We start from the raw sequence: 18,134 nt of genomic DNA on the forward strand, positions 1-18,134 counted from the left end.
CGAATCAGACTTTGCTCGTCAGCATCGCGACAGGGTATTTCGCGAAGATATCGCGTAGCTGCAGCCTGCCTGCCTCATCAGCCTGCAGTTCCTCACCGGTGAAGACGTTTGTAAAAGTCTTCGGGGTGTCAGCCGGCAGCGAGAGCATCGCTCTTCCCCATAGATCGCCTTCAAGGTTCTGCGGCTTTTCTTTTGACAGTGAGCAAGCGAAGCGGGGAACCACAACCAGAACCGCTTCTTTGGTCTTCTGATCCTGGCGCAAAAAAGCCAGGGCATTTTGCTGTCTTTCGACTTCGATGTTCAGCGGGATGTAATCTCCATGCCGAAAGAGCGAGTGCAGCTGGTTGCGCGTCGTCAGTGCCCGATGCATCGTCCACAATTTAATCCGCCCATCAGGCAGCGAGCGAAGAACTTCAGCGCACACGGATGCCGCGTCGTCGCGGTCGGCCGTCTCACGCAGCGCATTTAAAGTCTCTTCACGATACGCATAATCAACCGGCCGCCGGTTATCGGGATCGACAAGGCTGAGATCCCATAGATCTGTGCCCTGGTAAAAATCCGGAACTCCAGGCGAGGCAATTTTCAGTATGACCTGCGAAAGAGAATTGATAGCTCCGAAGAACTGTATCGGCCGCAAAAAAGTCTTCAACATCCCGACGAAACGGGTTTCGCGTGCCGATCCTTCGGGAATCAAAATCGAAGTGAGAAACTTATTGACGGCTTCAAGGTAAGCAGGATTCGGATTGATCCAGCTGACATTCACCTTCGCTTCACTGAATGCTTTCGCGCAGTATTGCTTCATTCGCTCGAGGAATTGTTGGCGATCTTCAAGCGTATTCATCTGCCAGGGCCACGCACCCACAATCGTCTGGTAGATGAAATATTCTTCGTTTGCATCCGGGGCAATGCGGCCATCGCTCAGCGTCTGCTTATACTGCGCATTGATGCGGACCCAGCGCCGTACGATGGAAGACCACTGCGTTGGTATTTCCGACAACACATTCAAACGGTTGCGTAGATCTTCGCTGCGCTTCGTGTCGTGTGTCGAAGTGCCAAGCATGGAGTCCGGCGACTTCTGCAGCCGGTCCTGATTGCTCGCATGAAAAAAATCAGCAGAGATGCCGAAAGCCTTCAGCGAACTGCCGACCTCATTGGAAGAAAGAAAGCGTGCGTAAACATAGAAGGCAGTATCTTCCACGCCCTTTGCCATCACCGGCCCGGTCAGTTGCTGAAACTTCAGCGCAAAATAAAGACGCGCCTGGTATTTCTCATCATCGCGGTCGCCAAGAAGAAGCGTGTTCTGCAGAAAGTCGAACGCCGAACCATCGATCTCCGGGTTGTAATACTTGGCGCGCCAGATAGCTTGGGCAATAAATGCAATATCGCGATCCGTGTAGTGTCCGCGATCATCGATGTATGTCCTGTAAACGGGAAAGCATGCAATGGTTTCACGAATCACGGTTTCCAGCATGTTCTCCGTGAAGTCCCGCGCGCGACGGTCCGCATTCGCTAACTGATGAAGCAGGTTCGTGAGCACGTACACTTCGCTCGAAAGCGATGTACGCATGATTTGCAGCTTAGACCGGTAGATGAGCTCACCGGGATCGACGCTGCGGCCAAGAATTTTCGCATATAAGGCGGTGAAATATTCTTCGTTCTGCGCCTGGATAAAAATATGGTTGGCAAGGTGGAGGAAATCGTATCCCGACGTTCCACGCACTGGCCACTCACGCGGAAGAGCTTCGCGAGGCTCCAGGATCTTCTCCACCACCGTGTAAAGCGGGCCTTCGCTGCGCGCCCAGTCATATCCTCGCAGCGTGTCCAGAATCTCAGTTTCGATGCCGTTCGGAGCGGCGGGCTCCTGGGTCGTTTCACCGAAACACTGGCTGGCCACATACAGCAATTGCAACCGAATCAGATACTGTCGAGGATTGAACATCCCGTCGCAGTGGTCTATGCGAAGGCCCGTGACCTGCTGTTTCGCCAGTAATCGGCGAACAAGGCAGTGGGTCTGCGCGAATGCCTGCGGATCTTCCATGCGCAGCCCTACCAGATCATTGACGTCGAAAAACCGCCGGTAATTGATCTCTTCCGACGAAGCGCGCCAATAAGCCAGCCTGTAGGGCTGTACTTCGAGCAGCGAATGCAGCAAGTCAAAGCTTCGCGGATCGCCTTCGGTTCCGTTGATGCGCTCGGCGGCAATCTGAAGCACAGGCTGCAATCCGGACGACAGCAGAGCCTTCTGCAGGCGCGGGCGAAGCTCAGACAATTGTTCACGGCGCTGTGCGGCGAGATTCGGATCGACTGTATCGTGAGGAGGAATATGCGCCAGTTCCTTCAACAGATCTCGAAAGGAAGACGGCACGCCGTCCTTTTCATCGGTCTCGGGTGGAAAGAGGATGGGAATGGTGCGCGGCGCAATAGGAAACGAATGATCGTAATAATCGATCCGTGCGCGGCCGTTCTCAAAGGCTACCTGAATCTTTTTCTGCTCAAGTTCTTCGCCGTAACTGTTGCCGAGGATGGGCAGCAGCAACTTGTTACGCATATCCGCTTCAAGCGGCTCCCAGTCAATGTCGAAAAAATTGGCATACTCTGAGGCCCGGCCATTCTCCAGAATATCCTGCCACCATACCGAATTGTTATCCACGCCCATGTGGTTCGGAACAATGTCAAGCAGCAGTCCCATCTGGTTTTCACGTAGAGCAGCGGAGAGCTGATTGAAGCCGGCTTCGCCTCCCAGCTCTGGATTCAGCCGGTCGTGTCGAATCACATCATAGCCATGCTGGCTTCCTGCGCGTGCTTCGAAGATCGGCGAGCTGTACATGTCGCTTATGCCAAGCTGCCGCAGATAGGCCAAAATCTTTTGCGCGTCGGCAAAAGTAAATTCCGAGTGCATTTGTAGGCGATAAGTCGAGATCGGCGCCCGCGCATCACTGCGCGCTACCTGCTGAATACACTCTTCCATTTTTTCCTCGGAGGCTGGTTGCGGTTTCCTGCGATTAGATGCGAAAGGAATAAAGCGGGTTTTCACGCGGTGCGACTTTACGAAAGCGCCTTCTCGCGCAGACAATAGGAGAAAGAAATTCGATTTCCGAGGAACCGATGCCCCTTTCCGGCGAAGCAATACGATTGATGAATTATGTCGACGATGTATCCGTTACACTGCGCCGCGTTCTTGCGCTCGCGCAAACACTGACACCAGAGGAGCGCAAGCGTGTCAGCGATTATCTTAAGAATGCTCAGCCGAACGTCGAATCCGTAATCGCTTCGCTGCAGGGCAAATAAACGCTATTCCCACCTTGCGCGAATCAAGGTGGGAATGCCTTCACATAGACAGCTTTTGAGGCTGTGCGAGCTTACTTTTGTGCGTCCGCCGCCGAGACGGCAGCTTCCGCAGCCTGGAAACCAATCTTCGAGTGGGTTCCATCGCAAAAGGGCTTCTTGGTAGAACCGCCGCACCGGCACAGCGAGAAAGCCGGCTTGCCGGTCAGATCCCATTCTTTGCCATCAGCATCCAGCAGTTTGCAAGGACCTTCCACGCGAAAGGGACCGTTCGGACGCACAGTGATTGTTACTTCGTTTTCAGACATTAGTTTTTACTCCGGAAAATGATGTAGCTCGACTCCGAGTGTAGCAAGCATTGGAGCTCAAGATCGCATAGGTGGGGATTCTCTCTTGCCGAGCTACGTAATTGCTGAGTATCTGCAGGCGCCGCGTGCTCACATCCAGATAAATCAAGAGCAGTTATTCTTAAGAATGCAGCACAAGCTCTGAGATGAAGACGCGTCTGGACAAACTATTGCTGGAGCGACAATTGGCTCCAACCCGGGAAAAGGCTCAGGCGCTCATAATCGCAGGCCGGGTTCTCGTCAACGAGCAAAAGGTAGAAAAGCCGGGAAGCAGTGTCACGGATGATGTAACGATCCGCATTCTCGGCGATGACCTGCGTTATGTAAGTCGTGGCGGCCTTAAACTCGAAGCCGCACTGCAACGCTGGCAGATCGGCCTGGCTGGACGCTTCTGTCTCGATGTGGGCGCCTCCACTGGAGGCTTCACTGATTGCATGCTGCAACATGGGGCAGCCCGCGTCCTGGCAGTGGATACCGGCTACGGACAGATCGCGCAGAAGCTGCGCAGCGACCCGCGCGTCACCCTCATGGAGCGCACGAATGCCCGACACATCGAGGCTGATGGCTTGCCGTCCGAAATCTCTTTTCTCGGTATGGACGTATCTTTCATCTCCGCGACACTAATTCTCCCGGCCGTCATTCCTGCCGCGTTCAAACAAGCAAATCTCAGCCATGAAGCCGTCGTGCTGGTGAAACCGCAGTTTGAAGCAGGCAGAGAGCATGTCGGCAAAGGTGGCATTGTGCGCGATCCGGCGGCGCACCAGCTGGCGATCGATAAAGTTCGCACCTGTGTCGAGTCACTTGGAGGCGAGGGAATCGAAATTTTAGATTCGCCAATACTTGGAGCCGAAGGGAACCGCGAGTTCCTTCTGTACGCCCGTTTTCCCAAAAGGGATGAATAACTCTAGCCGTCACGCATCCACAGTTCACTGCAACGGGTATGCGATTACACTGGAACCTGATGCGACGCATAGCCATCATTTCGAAGCCACAGAAAGAAGAGCTCGTCACGCTTTTGCCGGAGTTGATTCTCTGGCTCCGTGCACGCGGCTTTGAAGCCATTCTCGACCCCGTGAGTGCTAATTACGCTCATGAGGAACGCGTCGTACCGCGCGACAAGATGCCGGATCAAAATCCGGAGCTGGTCGTCGTTCTTGGCGGCGACGGGACGCTTCTTGCCGCTGCGCGCGTCTTTGCGAAGACAAGCATTCCTATTATGAGCGTAAACCTCGGCTCGCTAGGTTTCCTGACCGAGGTGCGTCTTGCCGATATCTACACCACGCTGGAAGGATGGTGCGATAACTGCTGCACCATCGAAAGCCGCGCCATGCTTCATAGCGAGCTTTGCCGCGACGGCAAGATCTACGCCGAGCATGAAGCGCTGAACGATGTGGTTTTGTCGAAAGGCTCCATCGCCCGCATGGTCAATTTCACCATCCGGCTCGATAACCAGTTGGTGGCATCCTTTCGCGCCGATGGCGTGATCGTTTCGACGCCGACCGGTTCTACCGCATATTCGTTGGCGGCCAATGGCCCTATCGTGGTGCCGGATGTCGATGCCCTCATCGTTTCTCCTGTGTGTCCCCATCTGCTTACTCTTAGACCGCTGGTCGTACGCGGCAATGCCAACCTGGCTTTGAGCATTGAAGGGATACCCGATCAGATGTATCTCACCGTAGATGGGCAGGAGGCGATACCCCTGAAGGTCGGAGATGAGCTGCATTGCCGCCGCTCGCAATACGGTGTGCGGTTGGTTCGTCTCGGCGCTGCCGGATTTTTTGACGTACTCCGGTCCAAGTTGAAATGGGGCGAGCGGTAGGGCATACAGCCATGAGTGCTGGATGCCTGCGACAAACAGCGTTAAAGTAAGAACAGATGCTCGAAGGTCTCCATCGCTTCGTCAGGAGCAACTATGGGCAGCCTATTTCGTCCTGATCCGCAACCGTCCCCGCGCGATTGGCGCACGCCGGCATACTCCCTGGCAGCGCATGCGATTGTTCTCGTGCCAATCCTGATTGGCTCTATGCGCTCGCATCACGCCGTCATTGTCAGGCCGGCTATGGCGGGCTCTGCGCCGCAGGTTTCCATGCTGGAGCTCAGCCAGAGCGCATTATCAGACGCGATTGAAGCCAGGCCTGCCGCCGCAAAAATGACATCTGCTTCGCATGCGCCTGTTCACCCGCGTGTCAAAGCCCCGGAAAAGCCTGCGCTCGCGCCTGAGCCGCAGCAGGCCCAGACGTCCCTTAACGCAAGCTCATCCGGAGGCCGCCCGAATCCTGGTATCACCGGTCCTGGAAACAGTGCGCAGAGCATGTATCCTGCTTATCCAACCCTCTCGCCGTCTCCGCCCGTGAAAGATCGAGCCCTGCTTCCGCAGGCAGACCAGAAAGTGATTATTGATGTAAACCTGGGAGCTGATGGAAAAGTGCAGCAGGCAACGCTGGTCAGCGGATTAGGAAACGCCCTCGACGGGATCGTGCTCGACACAGTCCGCGGATGGCAGTTTCATCCAGCCATGCTCAACGGCGGGCCAGTTCCTTCGAGCATCGAGCTGGTATTTCCTTTTAACCGGAATTACCCGCTCTCCGAATAATCCTCTTATTTTTTTGTGAGCTCTTCCAGCAGCACCTTCGCCTTCACAGCCAGGGTCTGAGCGCCATCAAGATCATTTTCCGCTAGCGCCTCCCTTGCTTTGGCCAGGAATACTCGTATCTGGGTTGAAGTGAGCTGCTCATTGGTGCTCAGTGTGCGATTGATCCCGTTCAGACCTTTTTCCGTGCTGTTGATCAACTGCTCGATATCGCCTCGGCCCGTGCTCACATTTCCGCTTGTTGAAGAGAGCTGTCCAATGGGGGAAGCATCCGGAGCAGGCCCGGTTGCGGCTTGCGTTTGAACCTTATCCGGTGTCGCGGTACTCGCCGTATCCGTGGTCGCAGGTTTGGTCGGGGCTGGTTTATGGTGGCTCGTCTTGCGTGGATGAGATTCCACAGCCGGCGCTGGCTGTGACTCCGCTACACCCACGTCTGGTGGGGGCGGTGGTGGCAACGCTGGCAGTGAAGGCACATGGGCCATATCCGCCGCGGGGGCGGTAGCCGGGGCCTGCGCCTGCGGCGGCGGGACAGAGTTCTGCTTATGCCGGCACCCGGACAGAAAAATAATAAATATGGCTGTCACCGCAATTAAGCGTGCGGTTTTCATCCCCAAGGCTCCTTAGCAGTCGCAGTGCCAGTTGCGGCCCCTGTTTCCAGATATCCGCGCAATTTTGATTCAGAAGGGTTAACGACTGGAATTTTTAATATGAATGTCGTTCCCTGGCCCACTTGTGATTTTACGTCAACCTGACCATTATGAAGCTGAATGATTCGATAGGTCATGGCAAGCCCAATGCCACTGCCCTCTTTTTTGGTCGTGAAATAAAGATTGAAGATTTTGGAGCGAATCTCGTCTGGAATCCCCTCTCCCTGGTCAGCGATGCTCAGTGCAGCCCACCGCGAATCCTCGCTGAGCCGGACGCTCAACTCTCCACCGGCTGCCATAGCCTGGGCCCCGTTCAGAACAACATTCAGCAATGCCTGCTTCATCAAATCAGCATCGACCTTCGCGATCACCGGATGCGGCGGTAGAGAGTTCACGACCCGCACGCCCTGTATCTCCAACTCTGCGGAAGCAAGCATCAGGACTCCGTTTACGATCGTCCGCAGGTCTTGATCCACAAGTCGGAGTTCCACCGGCCGCGAAAAATCCACGAGCGTCTGGACCACTCGGTCCAGTCGCTGAATCTCATTCCGGATCACATCCAGATGACGTATGGCGGGGGAATCCTGCGCGCTCATTTTATTGCGTAGCAACTCCAGATGCACGACAATTGCGTTAATCGGATTCTTTACCTCATGTCCAACGCCCGAGGTAAGCTGCCCAATCGCCGCCATACGGCGCGAAATCTCGAGTTCTGACTCGATCTCCTGGACCGACTCGATGTCGTGCAGGGTCAGCAGCGCGCCCAGTCCCTGCCGCTGCTGTGGTCCGCGATCGTCATGAATGAAGTCCAGCGAGACCTCGACCCGCCTTCCCGTCTCCGTGACGATTTCCTCCTGTACCAGCGCGATACTCCTGTCAAATGCCTCGCGCACCAGGCTTCCGAGAACGGTAGTATTGTCAAAAATCTCGTGTACGCCAGCTCCGAGAATGGTGTCCCGTTCCACATTCAAGAACCGCTCAACCGAATTGCTAACCAGTACCGCGCGCGCATCGTGCGTGAATAACATCATTCCATCCTGTAGGTTAGACAGGATTTGGTCAAGGTTTTCTTTAAGAGTGGCGAAAACCTCTTCCACGTTTCGCATGCGCCGTCCCAGGCGTTCAATCTTGTTCGAAACCTGCACGACCGTGTCTTTGGCATCCCCGGCTTCAACCTCTCCGGCAGGCTCCGGGCCAGGCTGTGATAACGCATCGAGCCGCTGGCTGATGATTTCGATCGGCCGCAGCGCGAGGTTGGAAACGAAGGCAGAAACAATGATTGTGGCGAATATCGTGATGCCGACAAGGCTGCCAGATTCATAGATCCACGGCAGGAAAGTGTTGCTCAGAAACGTAGTGCGAATCCCGATCCTGACATTTGCCAGAATCTGACCTTGTCGTTCCAATCCCAGCGAGATGTCATAGACGCGCGGTGGCCCGAATACCACCTCCAGCGTCTCGACTACCGACAATTTCCGAAGAGAGGCATACTTCGGACGAGAGGGCAGCACCTGCCCCTGTTGCGAAGGGTCCGTACTGATATACGCCCGATTTTCGGCGTCTGTAATCGAGATATCGAAGACGGTGGGCGAGTAGCTGATGACCGATTTCAGCAGCGCGTTGAGCCCGGCATCCTGCTGTATCGCAGTGGCCACGGCTTTATGCACCTGCACGGGGTCATTTGGATTAATCGCCATGTTGCGCGTGCCATTTTCAATCGCTTGCCGGGTGGCAAATTGAAGCTGGTGCGCGATGATATCCGTCGCGTTGTACGACTGCTCGATGTGCTCCTTCAGCAACTGGCTGAAATAGAGCCATGAAAGCACCGTAACGGTGACGAAGACCAGACAGGTGATCGCCACCACGAGTTTTGTTTTAAGCCGCATGCACTATTGGAAGGACGCCGGATTATTCGTTAACAACATCCGCACTGCTGGCGCTGCCATACTCCTTCAGCTTGTTATGCAGAGTTTTGAGGCTGATGCCAAGAATCTCCGCCGCCTTGGTCTTATTATTATGCGTCGATTCGAGGGTTTTCATGATGAGGCGACGCTCAGCTTCATCCACGGTCGTTCCCACCTCAACTTGCACCACATTCGCGTCACTCTCAGCCACGTGCCGTATAGGTTTACTTCCGAAGCCAGGAGGCAAATGGCGGGCATCGACATATCCATCGCTGCAAAGGACCACGGCCCGTTCGATGGTGTTGCGCAGTTCGCGGACATTGCCGGGCCAGTCGTAGGCCATCAGCCGCACCATCACATCTTCATTCACGCCCGCCACCTGACGTTCATGTTTTTCGTTCATATCCCGAAGCATCGAGTCCACAATCGCCGGAATATCTTCCTTGTGTTCGCGCAGCGGAGGCATATGGATATTGAAGACATTCAGCCGGTAATAAAGATCACCGCGCAGCTCGCCTGCCTCTACGGCATCTTCCGGTACCTTATTCGTAGCCGCCAGCACCCGGACATCAACCTCAGACTCAATCTTGCTGCCCAGTCGGCGCAGTTTGCGGTCCTCAAGAACCCGCAACAGTTTCGCCTGTGTGCCTACCGGCATCTCGCCGATTTCATCAAGCAACAGCGTGCCTTCCTCTGCAAGTTCAAAGCATCCAGCCCGACGCTCCAACGCTCCGGTAAACGCTCCTTTTTCATGCCCGAAGATCTCGCTTTCAATCAGTGTCTCCGGAATGGCCGCGCAGTTTACCGCGACGAAAGCCTTGTTTTTACGCGGGCTTAGATCATGCAATGTGCGCGCGACGAGTTCTTTGCCGGTTCCGCTCTCGCCTGTAATCAGGACAGACACGTTGCTCGTAGCCACCCGTTCGATCAGGCCAAAAAGCTCCTGCATTTTCTTTGAAGAGCCGACAAGCGGGCCAAGCACACCCGTATCGCGCAGCTTGCGTCGCGTGACTTCCAGCTCCTGCTGGGTTTCACGCTGACGACTGGCATTTGCCAGAATCGTCCGCAACCGATTGGGATCGATCGGCTTCTGGATGAAGTCGTACGCACCGATCTTCATCGCTTCGACGGCCTGCTCGATGCTGCCTTGCGCTGTGATGACAATAACCGCCTGATCCTGCTGCTTCATCTCACCGAGGCGTTCCAGCAGCTCCAGCCCGTCCATCCGTGGCATTTTCAGGTCCGTAAGCACGATTCCGGGCTGCCACGCCTGGGCGCGCTCCAAGCCCTCAAGCCCATCACGGGCGGTGTCAGTGCGGTACCCCCATCCTGAGACAAGCTCCGCGAGTCCAGTCAGGGCATTTTCTTCGTCTTCTACAATCAAGACTTTTTCTTGAATAGACATTCTTTCCTGCGAACAACTTCAATTTTGGGGACTTCTTCGTTTGTAACACGGCGATAGGACGATTGACTCGTGAATGAGCAACTATGGGACCAAACAATATAGGACAGCTGTATGTCAAATATGCTTGACATCAAAAAGCTTCAAATGTAAAGTGAGCTTGTCATCAGGGGGGACTCTTGTCAATTCTTTGTGCCAATCGGTTCACGCCACTTCAGCGCCGCTCTGTACAGCGGTTTGGTGGCATTATGCTGCTTACCGTTGCGACCAACTTTACAAATCTCAACCTTCCTAATTTTTTATTCGACATCTTTCCCGGTCTTCAGCAGACCCTTCTGCATCACCAGCATCCATCGCCAATATTGCTCGTATTATTTTCCGTTGTTGCCATGATCCCCGTGCTGTTAGCGATGTGGGTAGCGGGAAATTATCTTACCTCTGAGCCGGATGAATTTATACGAAGTCTCGTCATTCGAGCTTTGCTCTGGGGCTTTGCCTTCACCATGGCAGGCGTTGCGGTGGCCGGTGTTTTCATGAATCTCTACAACAGGCCTTTCCCCCTTACCATTCTCAGCGCAGATATCTTTTTCATCTCCTCGGCCCTGGCTCTTCGAATCTGCCTAAGGAGCTATCGGTGACAAACTGCCTGCGCGCTCTGCGGGCAGAGAGAAACTGGAGCCAGCTCGATCTCGCTGAAAAACTTGGTGTCTCCCGCCAATCCGTCAACGCCATTGAAACCGGGCGATTTGATCCCAGCCTCCCTCTGGCGTTTCGTCTCGCCAGACTTTTCAACCTTCCTATCGAGTCCATCTTTTCGGAATAAAGAATCCTGTGAAGAGGAGGGCGAAGGCAAGCTAGACTCTGTTCTCAATAAAGGACTGGACGAATCCATGACCCGGAATCAGCAGCCAGCTTTAACGCTCTTTGCCGCAGGCATGATTGGCCTCGGCATCATCGCTCTTATTTACGGGGATTTCGCCCTCGTCTGGCAGCCAGTCGCTCCCTGGGTTCCGGGCCGTACCGCTCTTGCTTACGCCTCCGGCGTCATCATGCTCTTCGGAGGTATCGGGCTACTCTTTGAGGCCACTGTAACGTGGTCGATTCGCATTCTCTTTCCATACCTCATTCTTTGGCTTTTGCTCAAAGCTCCAGCCTTGTTTGTAGCGCCTCTGATCGAAGGAGTCTGGCTGGGATTCGGAGAATTAGCCATTCTCATGGCTGGCGGATGGGTTCTCTTTGCCCGCCTGGGTGCGACGCCAGATGGTTCCGTTTTGAATTCCATCGGCGGTGAGAACGGGGTCCGCATGGCGCGCATTCTTTTCGCGCTTGCAATCCTCCCGATCGGACTCGCGCACATTATCTACGTGAAGGAAACAGCCGCACTGGTGCCGCCGTGGCTTCCGTTTCGGACGGGCTGGGCCTACATCACCGGTGTTGGCCAGATAGCCTGCGGGGCCGGCATACTGCTTTCGATTCTCCCGCGAGTCGCCGCCATGATCGAAGCCGGAATGATCAGCAGCTTCGCGCTCCTTGTCTGGGCTCCCGCGCTTGTGACCACGCCGAAGACACGTTTCTCAACCACAGCTTTCCTCATCTCATGGGCAATCGCCGCAGGCGCTTGGGTAGTAGCCTTTAACACTCCCGCCAAAAAATCTGTCCCGATAGCGCAGACGATACCAAGTCCTTCAAAATCCATTGCGTAGATCTGGTTTTTCAACAGGCTGCGGAAGGCTATAACTGTACCGTTTGTCACGGTTGCAGGATGTTGTAAAATAGGTGAAGCGAGTCCGACGTTCTTCCGTATCGTTCCTTGAGAAGCCCGGCCGCCTGAGCTTTGTTAGCGAGCTTCCCAGATTCAGCCTGGATATGAAAGCCCCAAGACATTGCAACGATATTGATGAGGAGACAGAGTTTCCATGGCTAAAATCGCCAAAACAGCAGACCGCAAGAAGGTAATGGACACGTCCAAGAGCACCGATTGTCCCAAGTGCAGCAAACCCACCCGCATCGTGAAGCGGGTCAAGGATCGCGAGCGCGGCATCCCCGGTGGCGTGTATATCTCCTGCTCGGCCTGCGATTTCTACGAAAAGCTTTAATTCGAGCACAATCAACCCATAAGAAGCCCGGCCATTCGTGGTCGGGCTTTTTCTTTTCTTGGGAATAGTGGTGATAAAGCAGAGCCGGAAATTTAACTACCTTTCCCTTTTGATTTCGTCAGTATGGGGGTGATCTGCGTCAATTCATCCGTTCCATGCGATGATGGTCGGCATTCCAATGCGAGGCGAGCGAGCGGCGTATGCTGACCGTTCTTCAGGATTTTCGATATTCAGTTCGGCAATGTATCAGGCACCCCGCCTTCACCTTTACTGCGGTACTCTCGCTGGGGCTGGGAATAGGCGCGACGACTGCCGTATTCAGCGTCATTTACGCCGCTTTGATGAATCCTTATCCGTATAAAGCAGCGGACCGCATAGTTCGGCTGGTCGTAAAAAGCAAAGCTGACGAAGACGGAATGATGAATCTGAATGGGCCGCAGGTCCGCACCCTGAGGCAGTCGCCTGCGGTGGAAAGCCTCATTGCCATGGATGACCGGTCGTTGTCTCTGACCGGAGGCGATTTCCCTGAAGATGTCGAGACGATTCTTATCACCTCGAACGGCTTTGATTTTCTGGGGATGCAACAACTGCTGGGCCGCGGCATCGAGCCTTCCGACGCGGTTGACGGGCAGGAACCCCAGCCGGTCGTGGTGTTGAGCTATAAGTTCTGGCAGCGGCATTTCATGGGGAATCCGGATGTAGTGGGGAAGACGCTGCAACTGAACCGAAAGAGTTATCGCATTATGGGCGTCGCCGCGCCGCGCTTTACCTGGTACAGCGCCGATGTTTACCTGCCGCTTGATCTGACGCAGAACCCGAAGCTGGCCTACATCGTAGATTTACGCATCAAGCCGGGCATTACCCGCGAAGCTGCCGACGCGGCACTGCAGCCATTAATGGAGCAGTTTGCGCGAGAGACGCCGAAGCAATTTCCGGAACATTTTCAGGTGGCTCTTGAAGGCCTGAACGACTGGGTGGTAAAGCGCATGGGGAAAACGCTGTATCTCCTCTTTGGCGGAGTGGCGTTGTTGCTTGCCATTGGGTGCGGCAATGTGTCGATTATGCTGCTGGCGCGCGGCACGGCGCGGCAACATGAACTGGCAGTGCGCGCGGCCATTGGAGCAAGTCGCGGAAGAATCGTGCGTCAATTGCTGACCGAGTCGCTGCTGCTTGCGCTTACTGGAGCTGCGATGGGTGTGCTCGTGGCCTACGGAGCAGTGGCGGCGATGAAGGCGATACTTCCTCAGTATTCTTTCGCGCCGGAAGTTGTTGTCCGCCGGCGCTGCAGCTTTCTAGGCCTGAGGTTGGCAAGGTCGTTCAGTCAGGCGTACGCACGATTGCCGGAACCGTTCACGGACGCAGGACGCATAGTGCGCTCATCTCCGGCCAGATTGCGTTGACGTTATTGCTACTGGCCAGAGCAGGCGCTGCGAGCGAGGGTTTCCTGCGGCTGCTGCACGCGCCGCTTGGCTACGACCCGCACAACGTTATTTCGATATGGGTTCCGTTTCACGAGAATTCGTATACGACCTGGGCAGCGCGGCTGGTTTACTTTGAACAGCTTCAGTCCAAATTGCGCGACGTGCCGGGCGTTACCATGACGGCTACCGCGACCAATGCCACGCCGCCGCAGGCGGGAGCGAATCTGCCATTCAGGCTTTTAGGCGAACCTGCGCTGGAAGAGCAGACGGCGCTGGTGAATCTGGTAGACCCGGAGTTCTTCCGTACGCTGCGCATCGCTGTCGAGCAGGGAAGAATCTGGAATGGAACGGAGAATCACAATGCTGCTCATCTCGCTGTCATCAATCAAACTATGGCGCATCTCTATTTTCCGAAAGGCGATGCCGTAGGCAAATCCATCAAAATTCCGAGTCTCGAAAACCAACCGCCAGAGAATCTTGCCGCTTCGGGAATAGCAGATTCGTGGCTGCAGATTGTGGGTGTGGTGGGAGACAGCCGCAATGATGGATTGCGCAATCCCATCCGGCCAGCCATCTTTGTGCCTTATACCTTCTACATGCCGGGAGCTACACAGATTCTCGTCTGATCAGAAGTGCCGCCGCTCACGCTGCTGCACCCGATCCGTCTGGCGCTCGCCTCACTGAATCCTGATCAACAAGCAGCGCGCGTAGTCTCCGACCTCGACCACTGGATCAGCGATCAACCAGAGTGGCGGCATGAACATTTGATCGCATGGCTGTTTTCCTCCTTTGCCATACTGGCTCTTGCTCTGGCTTCAATTGGACTTTACAGCGTGGTGTCCTATTCCGTGGAGCAGCGAATGAATGAGTTCGGCATCCGCATGGCGCTGGGCGCGCAGCGCATACATGTGATGAAAATCGTTTTTGCATCGATCGCAGCGAGTATTGGCGGCGGCGTTCTGGCCGACCTCATACTCACTCTGTCGTTGAATGCCTTTCTCTCCAGGTGGGTAGGAAGCAGGTTGCATGAGCCGGTCATGCTGCTGACGTGTGTTCTTCTGCTCGGGATGGTGGCGGCAATAGCTTGTTTTATGCCTGCTCGACGCGCCTCTCGCGTCGATCCGATGACTGCATTGCGCTGTGAATGACAGGCGCTATCCCCGAAGAATATTCAGAAACCGCTGTGAGCCCATATTGGCGTTGGGGAAGATTAGATTCATATCCCGCGCGCCGACCTGCTTGTAAGCCGTCTCGCCCAGCACCTGGCGAAAATCCGTAGTGACGGTTAGGTCGCGCCCTTCGTTCAGTTGCTCTGGAGCGAGTCCCGGCCAGCGTCCGTAGACTCGTCCGCCCTGAACCGGGCCGCCCATGACAAACATCACGTTGGCATGTCCGTGATCAGTGCCGCGTGTGCCGTTTTCGCGCGCAGTACGGCCAAATTCTGACATGGTGACGACGACAACATCTTCCGCCTGCGTTCCCATGTCGGTCCAAAATGCCGAGAGCGATTGGGAAAATTCGCGCAGCCTTTCCGCCAGCTGGCCGTTAACGCTGCCCTCGTTCTGATGATGGTCCCATCCGCCGATATCGGCAAAAGCCGCTTCAACACCCAGATTTGCCTTCAATAGCTGTGCGATCTGTTTCATGCTGTCGCCGAAAGCGCCTCTGGGATAATTCGCTCCCGGAGCTGGCATGTATCGATTCGGATCGGTTGCCTTCAACATCCTGACCGCCTCAAATGTCTCCTGCCCGGTGCCGCGAAGGGCTGTATCCACGGTCTGTGCGTAGATAGCTTCGAAACTTGCATTCGCAGAATCCGCGCCAGATCCGCCGCCCCTCAGCTGGAAGTCCCGCAGGTTATTCAACGCAATCGCGGGAACTCGTCCCTGCAGAGTGCGCGGCATCTGCGCGCTCAGTGCCACTGCGCGAAATGGAGTTTCACGCACGCGATGCGTTTCATCCTCCGCCTGCAGTGCGCGGTTCAGCCATCCATCTTCGGTGGCTTTAAATCCCGGCGTGCCGGATTCCATGAAATCCTGCGCATCGAAGTGCGAGCGCGTCATGTCCGGCGATCCGACAGCGTGGATGATAGCGAGATGCTTCTGATCCCACAGCGGCTTCAGACTTGCCATCGCCGGATGCAGCCCGAAAAAGCCATCCAGCTCGATGAGCTGTCCCTGAGGAATGGCAATCGTTGGCCGCATCTGGAAGTACGACGGCTCCGCATGAGGAATCACGATATTCAGCCCATCGGCGGCGCCACGCTGAAAAATAACGACCAGCTTCTTATGATTTGGCATGGCTGTCGTCGCCTGGGCCATCACGGCGCGGGTCAAAAAGCTGGGAATCGCAGCCGTGCCTACAAGAGCCATCGCTCCGCGTTTCATCAGTGCTCGACGTGTAATTGCCATTCTCTACCTCTTGTTCCTCATCGCCGCTGAAAATCAGGCGACCCCAGCAACAGTGCCGCTGCCAGGTCTGACGCGTTCATGGTGTTGTTGTGCGACGCAACCGGGACGAAGAGATCGCCGCGGTTTCCTGGACGGTTCTGCGCCATTGCCGGAACAGGCATCTGGCCGCCCTGAATCAAATCCATTTGCTTCATGACCGTCGTATGCGTGAGCGAACTCACTCGGCCATCCAGCAGCAGAGTCTCAAGCTGGGCTTCATTCTGCGAGGCATCGGGCTGTGAATTGGGGATGTCGACTTTTACACCCGGAATCCGGTTCGAGGTAAGCGCCAGCGCGAAATTCATACGTGCCAGCAACGCCTCCGTCCCCAGCCACGGATCGGCTTTCAATGAATATCCATTGGGCTGCTGCACGCCATACAACGGCATGCCCAATTGATTCAGCGAATTCGTCAGCGCCGTGGCATTCTCCACATCCGCATCGGTCGCCCGCAGCGACGATACCATAAATTCGAACGGCGTCTTCAGCTTTGCGCGGTAGGCATCCTGCGATGCAAACTCCGGCGAGAAGAACATGGTGCGCAGCACCTGGCGGATATCCCCATGCGATTTCAGAAAGCTCTTCGTCATATGATCCACCAGCGACTTCGGCGGATTGTCGCTCACGAACTGCATCGCCAACTGCGTCGAAAGAAAATGCGCCGTCGCGGGACTCGTAGCCAGCATATGCAGCACTTCTTCGCCCTCGGCTTCGCCATTCTCGCGGATCGTATGTCCGAGCACGGTCTTCGGTCCGGGCTCATGGCGGCGTTCGTTGAATTCAAACGTGTAACCGCCATTGGGCTTGCTGTCCACGCCCCAGCCGGTCAGCACTTTGGCAACTTCGGTGACATCTTTCTGCGTGTAGCCGCCATTGACGCCCAGCGTATGAAGCTCCATCAACTCACGCGCGTAGTTTTCATTCAACCCTGACGCAGCATTTTTGGCCTTGGGATTCGTTGCCGCCCGCATCGCGGCCAGCGAATGTGGCCCGATGCTCTGCTGGTTGTCGAGATACACCAGCATCGCCGGACTGTGAGCGACCGCCTTCAGTAGATATTCAAATTTCCCCATGGCATGCGGGCGAATCACGTCACGCTCATAGCTGGCCAGATACCACGGCTCTTCACCGTTTTTACGCAGATAAATATTGAAGTGATTGAACCAGAAGTCGGTCATCACTTCTTCCAGCTGGCGATTGCTGTAGATAGCCCGCAGCAGCTTCTCTTCCTGCAGTTCGCCCGCGACGACGCGGTTCACCTGCGCCAGCGCCAGCACAACCTCTTTCTGTTGAGGCGTCATTCCGTCCGCCAGTTGCTGGCGTTGTACCGGAGTCATCCTCTGCAGCAACGGCCGCACCGTTCCCGGTTCCATATACAGGAGCGTGTTCCAGCGCTGAGCCACAGGTTCACGCAGAAGAGCAGGAATATCAGTCGATGGGCTGGGTTTCGGGGTATCGATGGCATCGAGAGGTGGAGGCGCCATGTCGTCACCGGCCTTTCCCCCTTCAGCTTTCTTCTCCCGCTGCATTCTGTAATTGGCAAGCTCGTTGGAATAGATGGCCCGCTCTACCGGATCATTCGGCATGGCAATGCGGCCCGCATCCAGCTGCCGGATGACAGGGTTCGGCGGATATTTCCGGATCAGCTCTTCTGTACTGAGCTGCATCGCTGGGAGCATAGCCAATCTCGCGTTGAGGGTAGAGTTGTCGATCTTTTCCGGGTGCAGCTGGAGTTCGATCCAGCGCTTCCCGCCCATCTTTTCTACCTCAGCCACATCTCCGGGGCGAGGACCGAAGGTCAGCTGGTCCAAAACATGTTCTGCGCTCTCACGTTCCGTCAGGGGAGCTGGCTTTACCGCTCCGATGCATGGGGTCGTCGTACAGGCGACGCTCAACGCAAGGAAACCGGCGATATTCTTGGCAAGCCACGAGACGGTCATTGGATCATGGCCCCTGTTCACAGGGAGCTACCCTTCCAGACTGCTTTTCAAA

The 18,134-nt window shown here is 55.5% G+C and carries 18 protein-coding genes; 11 read left to right on the forward strand and 7 right to left on the reverse strand.

The genetic code is table 11. The features are described from left to right. Nucleotides 1-4: 4 nt before the first annotated feature. On the reverse strand, nt 5-2,968 hold the full coding sequence (gene treY, locus GSQ86_RS00900; protein ID WP_158748074.1) for a malto-oligosyltrehalose synthase: 2,964 nt from the start codon (nt 2,966-2,968) through the stop codon (nt 5-7). 137 nt (nt 2,969-3,105) lie between these two features. Between treY and GSQ86_RS00905 the strand changes: the two genes are divergently transcribed. Further along, the gene (locus GSQ86_RS00905; protein ID WP_158748075.1) at nt 3,106-3,288 is read left to right on the forward strand and encodes a hypothetical protein; all 183 of its coding nucleotides are present in this window, start codon (nt 3,106-3,108) and stop codon (nt 3,286-3,288) included. Nucleotides 3,289-3,359: 71 nt separating this feature from the next. On the opposite strand, the gene GSQ86_RS00910 is transcribed toward GSQ86_RS00905, so the two are convergent. Then, on the reverse strand, nt 3,360-3,593 hold the full coding sequence (locus GSQ86_RS00910) for a CDGSH iron-sulfur domain-containing protein (RefSeq protein WP_158748076.1): 234 nt from the start codon (nt 3,591-3,593) through the stop codon (nt 3,360-3,362). A 185-nt stretch (nt 3,594-3,778) separates the two neighbouring features. Between GSQ86_RS00910 and GSQ86_RS00915 the strand changes: the two genes are divergently transcribed. From GSQ86_RS00915 to GSQ86_RS00925, 3 genes are all read left to right on the forward strand, one after another. Further along, a complete protein-coding gene (locus tag GSQ86_RS00915) occupies nt 3,779-4,534 on the forward strand; it encodes a TlyA family RNA methyltransferase (RefSeq protein ID WP_158748077.1) in 756 nt (251 codons plus the stop codon). Between the two features lie 38 nt (nt 4,535-4,572). Beyond that, entirely contained in the window at nt 4,573-5,451 is an 879-nt protein-coding gene (locus tag GSQ86_RS00920) for an NAD(+)/NADH kinase (protein WP_371719890.1), read from the forward strand. Between the two features lie 93 nt (nt 5,452-5,544). Further along, nucleotides 5,545-6,225: a TonB family protein gene (locus tag GSQ86_RS00925; RefSeq protein WP_158748079.1), complete on the forward strand. Its 681-nt coding sequence runs from the start codon at nt 5,545-5,547 to the stop codon at nt 6,223-6,225. Nucleotides 6,226-6,230: 5 nt separating this feature from the next. On the opposite strand, the gene GSQ86_RS00930 is transcribed toward GSQ86_RS00925, so the two are convergent. The 3 genes from GSQ86_RS00930 to GSQ86_RS00940 are packed head-to-tail and all read right to left on the reverse strand — an operon-like array spanning nt 6,231 to nt 10,178. After that, nucleotides 6,231-6,830, reverse strand: coding sequence for a hypothetical protein (locus tag GSQ86_RS00930; RefSeq protein WP_158748080.1), 600 nt, complete (start codon nt 6,828-6,830; stop codon nt 6,231-6,233). Beyond that, a complete protein-coding gene (locus tag GSQ86_RS00935) occupies nt 6,827-8,755 on the reverse strand; it encodes a PAS domain-containing sensor histidine kinase (RefSeq protein ID WP_158748081.1) in 1,929 nt (642 codons plus the stop codon). The genes GSQ86_RS00930 and GSQ86_RS00935 overlap by 4 nt, the downstream gene beginning before the upstream one ends. Before the next feature lie 22 nt (nt 8,756-8,777). Beyond that, nucleotides 8,778-10,178: a sigma-54 dependent transcriptional regulator gene (locus tag GSQ86_RS00940; protein ID WP_158748082.1), complete on the reverse strand. Its 1,401-nt coding sequence runs from the start codon at nt 10,176-10,178 to the stop codon at nt 8,778-8,780. A 176-nt stretch (nt 10,179-10,354) separates the two neighbouring features. Between GSQ86_RS00940 and GSQ86_RS00945 the strand changes: the two genes are divergently transcribed. The 7 genes from GSQ86_RS00945 (at nt 10,355) to GSQ86_RS23245 (ending at nt 14,840) form a co-directional block, all read left to right on the forward strand. Continuing rightward, the gene (locus GSQ86_RS00945) at nt 10,355-10,813 is read left to right on the forward strand and encodes a hypothetical protein (protein ID WP_158748083.1); all 459 of its coding nucleotides are present in this window, start codon (nt 10,355-10,357) and stop codon (nt 10,811-10,813) included. Continuing rightward, nucleotides 10,810-10,998, forward strand: a complete 189-nt coding sequence (locus GSQ86_RS00950) for a helix-turn-helix transcriptional regulator (protein ID WP_158748084.1) — start codon at nt 10,810-10,812, stop codon at nt 10,996-10,998. The genes GSQ86_RS00945 and GSQ86_RS00950 overlap by 4 nt, the downstream gene beginning before the upstream one ends. A 67-nt stretch (nt 10,999-11,065) precedes the next feature. Then, the gene (locus GSQ86_RS00955; protein ID WP_158748085.1) at nt 11,066-11,878 is read left to right on the forward strand and encodes a DoxX family protein; all 813 of its coding nucleotides are present in this window, start codon (nt 11,066-11,068) and stop codon (nt 11,876-11,878) included. 213 nt (nt 11,879-12,091) lie between these two features. Then, entirely contained in the window at nt 12,092-12,271 is a 180-nt protein-coding gene (locus GSQ86_RS00960; protein WP_158748086.1) for a hypothetical protein, read from the forward strand. 200 nt (nt 12,272-12,471) lie between these two features. After that, nucleotides 12,472-13,671: an ABC transporter permease gene (locus tag GSQ86_RS23235; RefSeq protein ID WP_254062051.1), complete on the forward strand. Its 1,200-nt coding sequence runs from the start codon at nt 12,472-12,474 to the stop codon at nt 13,669-13,671. Next, complete coding sequence (locus GSQ86_RS23240) at nt 13,668-14,318, forward strand: ABC transporter permease (RefSeq protein WP_254062052.1); 651 nt, start codon at nt 13,668-13,670, stop codon at nt 14,316-14,318. The genes GSQ86_RS23235 and GSQ86_RS23240 overlap by 4 nt, the downstream gene beginning before the upstream one ends. A 6-nt stretch (nt 14,319-14,324) precedes the next feature. Next, a complete protein-coding gene (locus GSQ86_RS23245; RefSeq protein ID WP_254062053.1) occupies nt 14,325-14,840 on the forward strand; it encodes an FtsX-like permease family protein in 516 nt (171 codons plus the stop codon). Nucleotides 14,841-14,846: 6 nt separating this feature from the next. Here the strand turns inward: GSQ86_RS23245 and GSQ86_RS00970 are convergent, their stop codons facing one another. Further along, nucleotides 14,847-16,103 (reverse strand): DUF1501 domain-containing protein, encoded by a 1,257-nt coding sequence (locus GSQ86_RS00970; protein WP_158748087.1) that lies wholly within the window; start codon nt 16,101-16,103, stop codon nt 14,847-14,849. Nucleotides 16,104-16,120: 17 nt separating this feature from the next. Next, nucleotides 16,121-18,103 carry a DUF1800 domain-containing protein gene (locus GSQ86_RS00975; protein WP_254062054.1) on the reverse strand — a complete coding sequence of 661 codons (1,983 nt, stop codon included), beginning with the start codon at nt 18,101-18,103 and terminating at the stop codon, nt 16,121-16,123. Nucleotides 18,104-18,134: the final 31 nt, after the last annotated feature.

Origin of the sequence: Acidobacterium sp. S8, from assembly GCF_009765985.1 — a bacterium.
Taxonomy (GTDB): Bacteria; Acidobacteriota; Terriglobia; order Terriglobales; family Acidobacteriaceae; genus Alloacidobacterium.

Coding starts and splice junctions, on each gene's coding strand:
- treY (WP_158748074.1), bottom strand. CDS start 2,968: ATGGAAGAGTGTATTCAGCAGGTAGCGCGCAGTGATGCGCGGGCGCCG.
- GSQ86_RS00905 (WP_158748075.1), top strand. CDS start 3,106: ATGCCCCTTTCCGGCGAAGCAATACGATTGATGAATTATGTCGACGAT.
- GSQ86_RS00910 (WP_158748076.1), bottom strand. CDS start 3,593: ATGTCTGAAAACGAAGTAACAATCACTGTGCGTCCGAACGGTCCCTTT.
- GSQ86_RS00915 (WP_158748077.1), top strand. CDS start 3,779: ATGAAGACGCGTCTGGACAAACTATTGCTGGAGCGACAATTGGCTCCA.
- GSQ86_RS00920 (WP_371719890.1), top strand. CDS start 4,573: ATGCGATTACACTGGAACCTGATGCGACGCATAGCCATCATTTCGAAG.
- GSQ86_RS00925 (WP_158748079.1), top strand. CDS start 5,545: ATGGGCAGCCTATTTCGTCCTGATCCGCAACCGTCCCCGCGCGATTGG.
- GSQ86_RS00930 (WP_158748080.1), bottom strand. CDS start 6,830: ATGAAAACCGCACGCTTAATTGCGGTGACAGCCATATTTATTATTTTT.
- GSQ86_RS00935 (WP_158748081.1), bottom strand. CDS start 8,755: ATGCGGCTTAAAACAAAACTCGTGGTGGCGATCACCTGTCTGGTCTTC.
- GSQ86_RS00940 (WP_158748082.1), bottom strand. CDS start 10,178: ATGTCTATTCAAGAAAAAGTCTTGATTGTAGAAGACGAAGAAAATGCC.
- GSQ86_RS00955 (WP_158748085.1), top strand. CDS start 11,066: ATGACCCGGAATCAGCAGCCAGCTTTAACGCTCTTTGCCGCAGGCATG.
- GSQ86_RS00960 (WP_158748086.1), top strand. CDS start 12,092: ATGGCTAAAATCGCCAAAACAGCAGACCGCAAGAAGGTAATGGACACG.
- GSQ86_RS23235 (WP_254062051.1), top strand. CDS start 12,472: ATGCTGACCGTTCTTCAGGATTTTCGATATTCAGTTCGGCAATGTATC.
- GSQ86_RS00970 (WP_158748087.1), bottom strand. CDS start 16,103: ATGGCAATTACACGTCGAGCACTGATGAAACGCGGAGCGATGGCTCTT.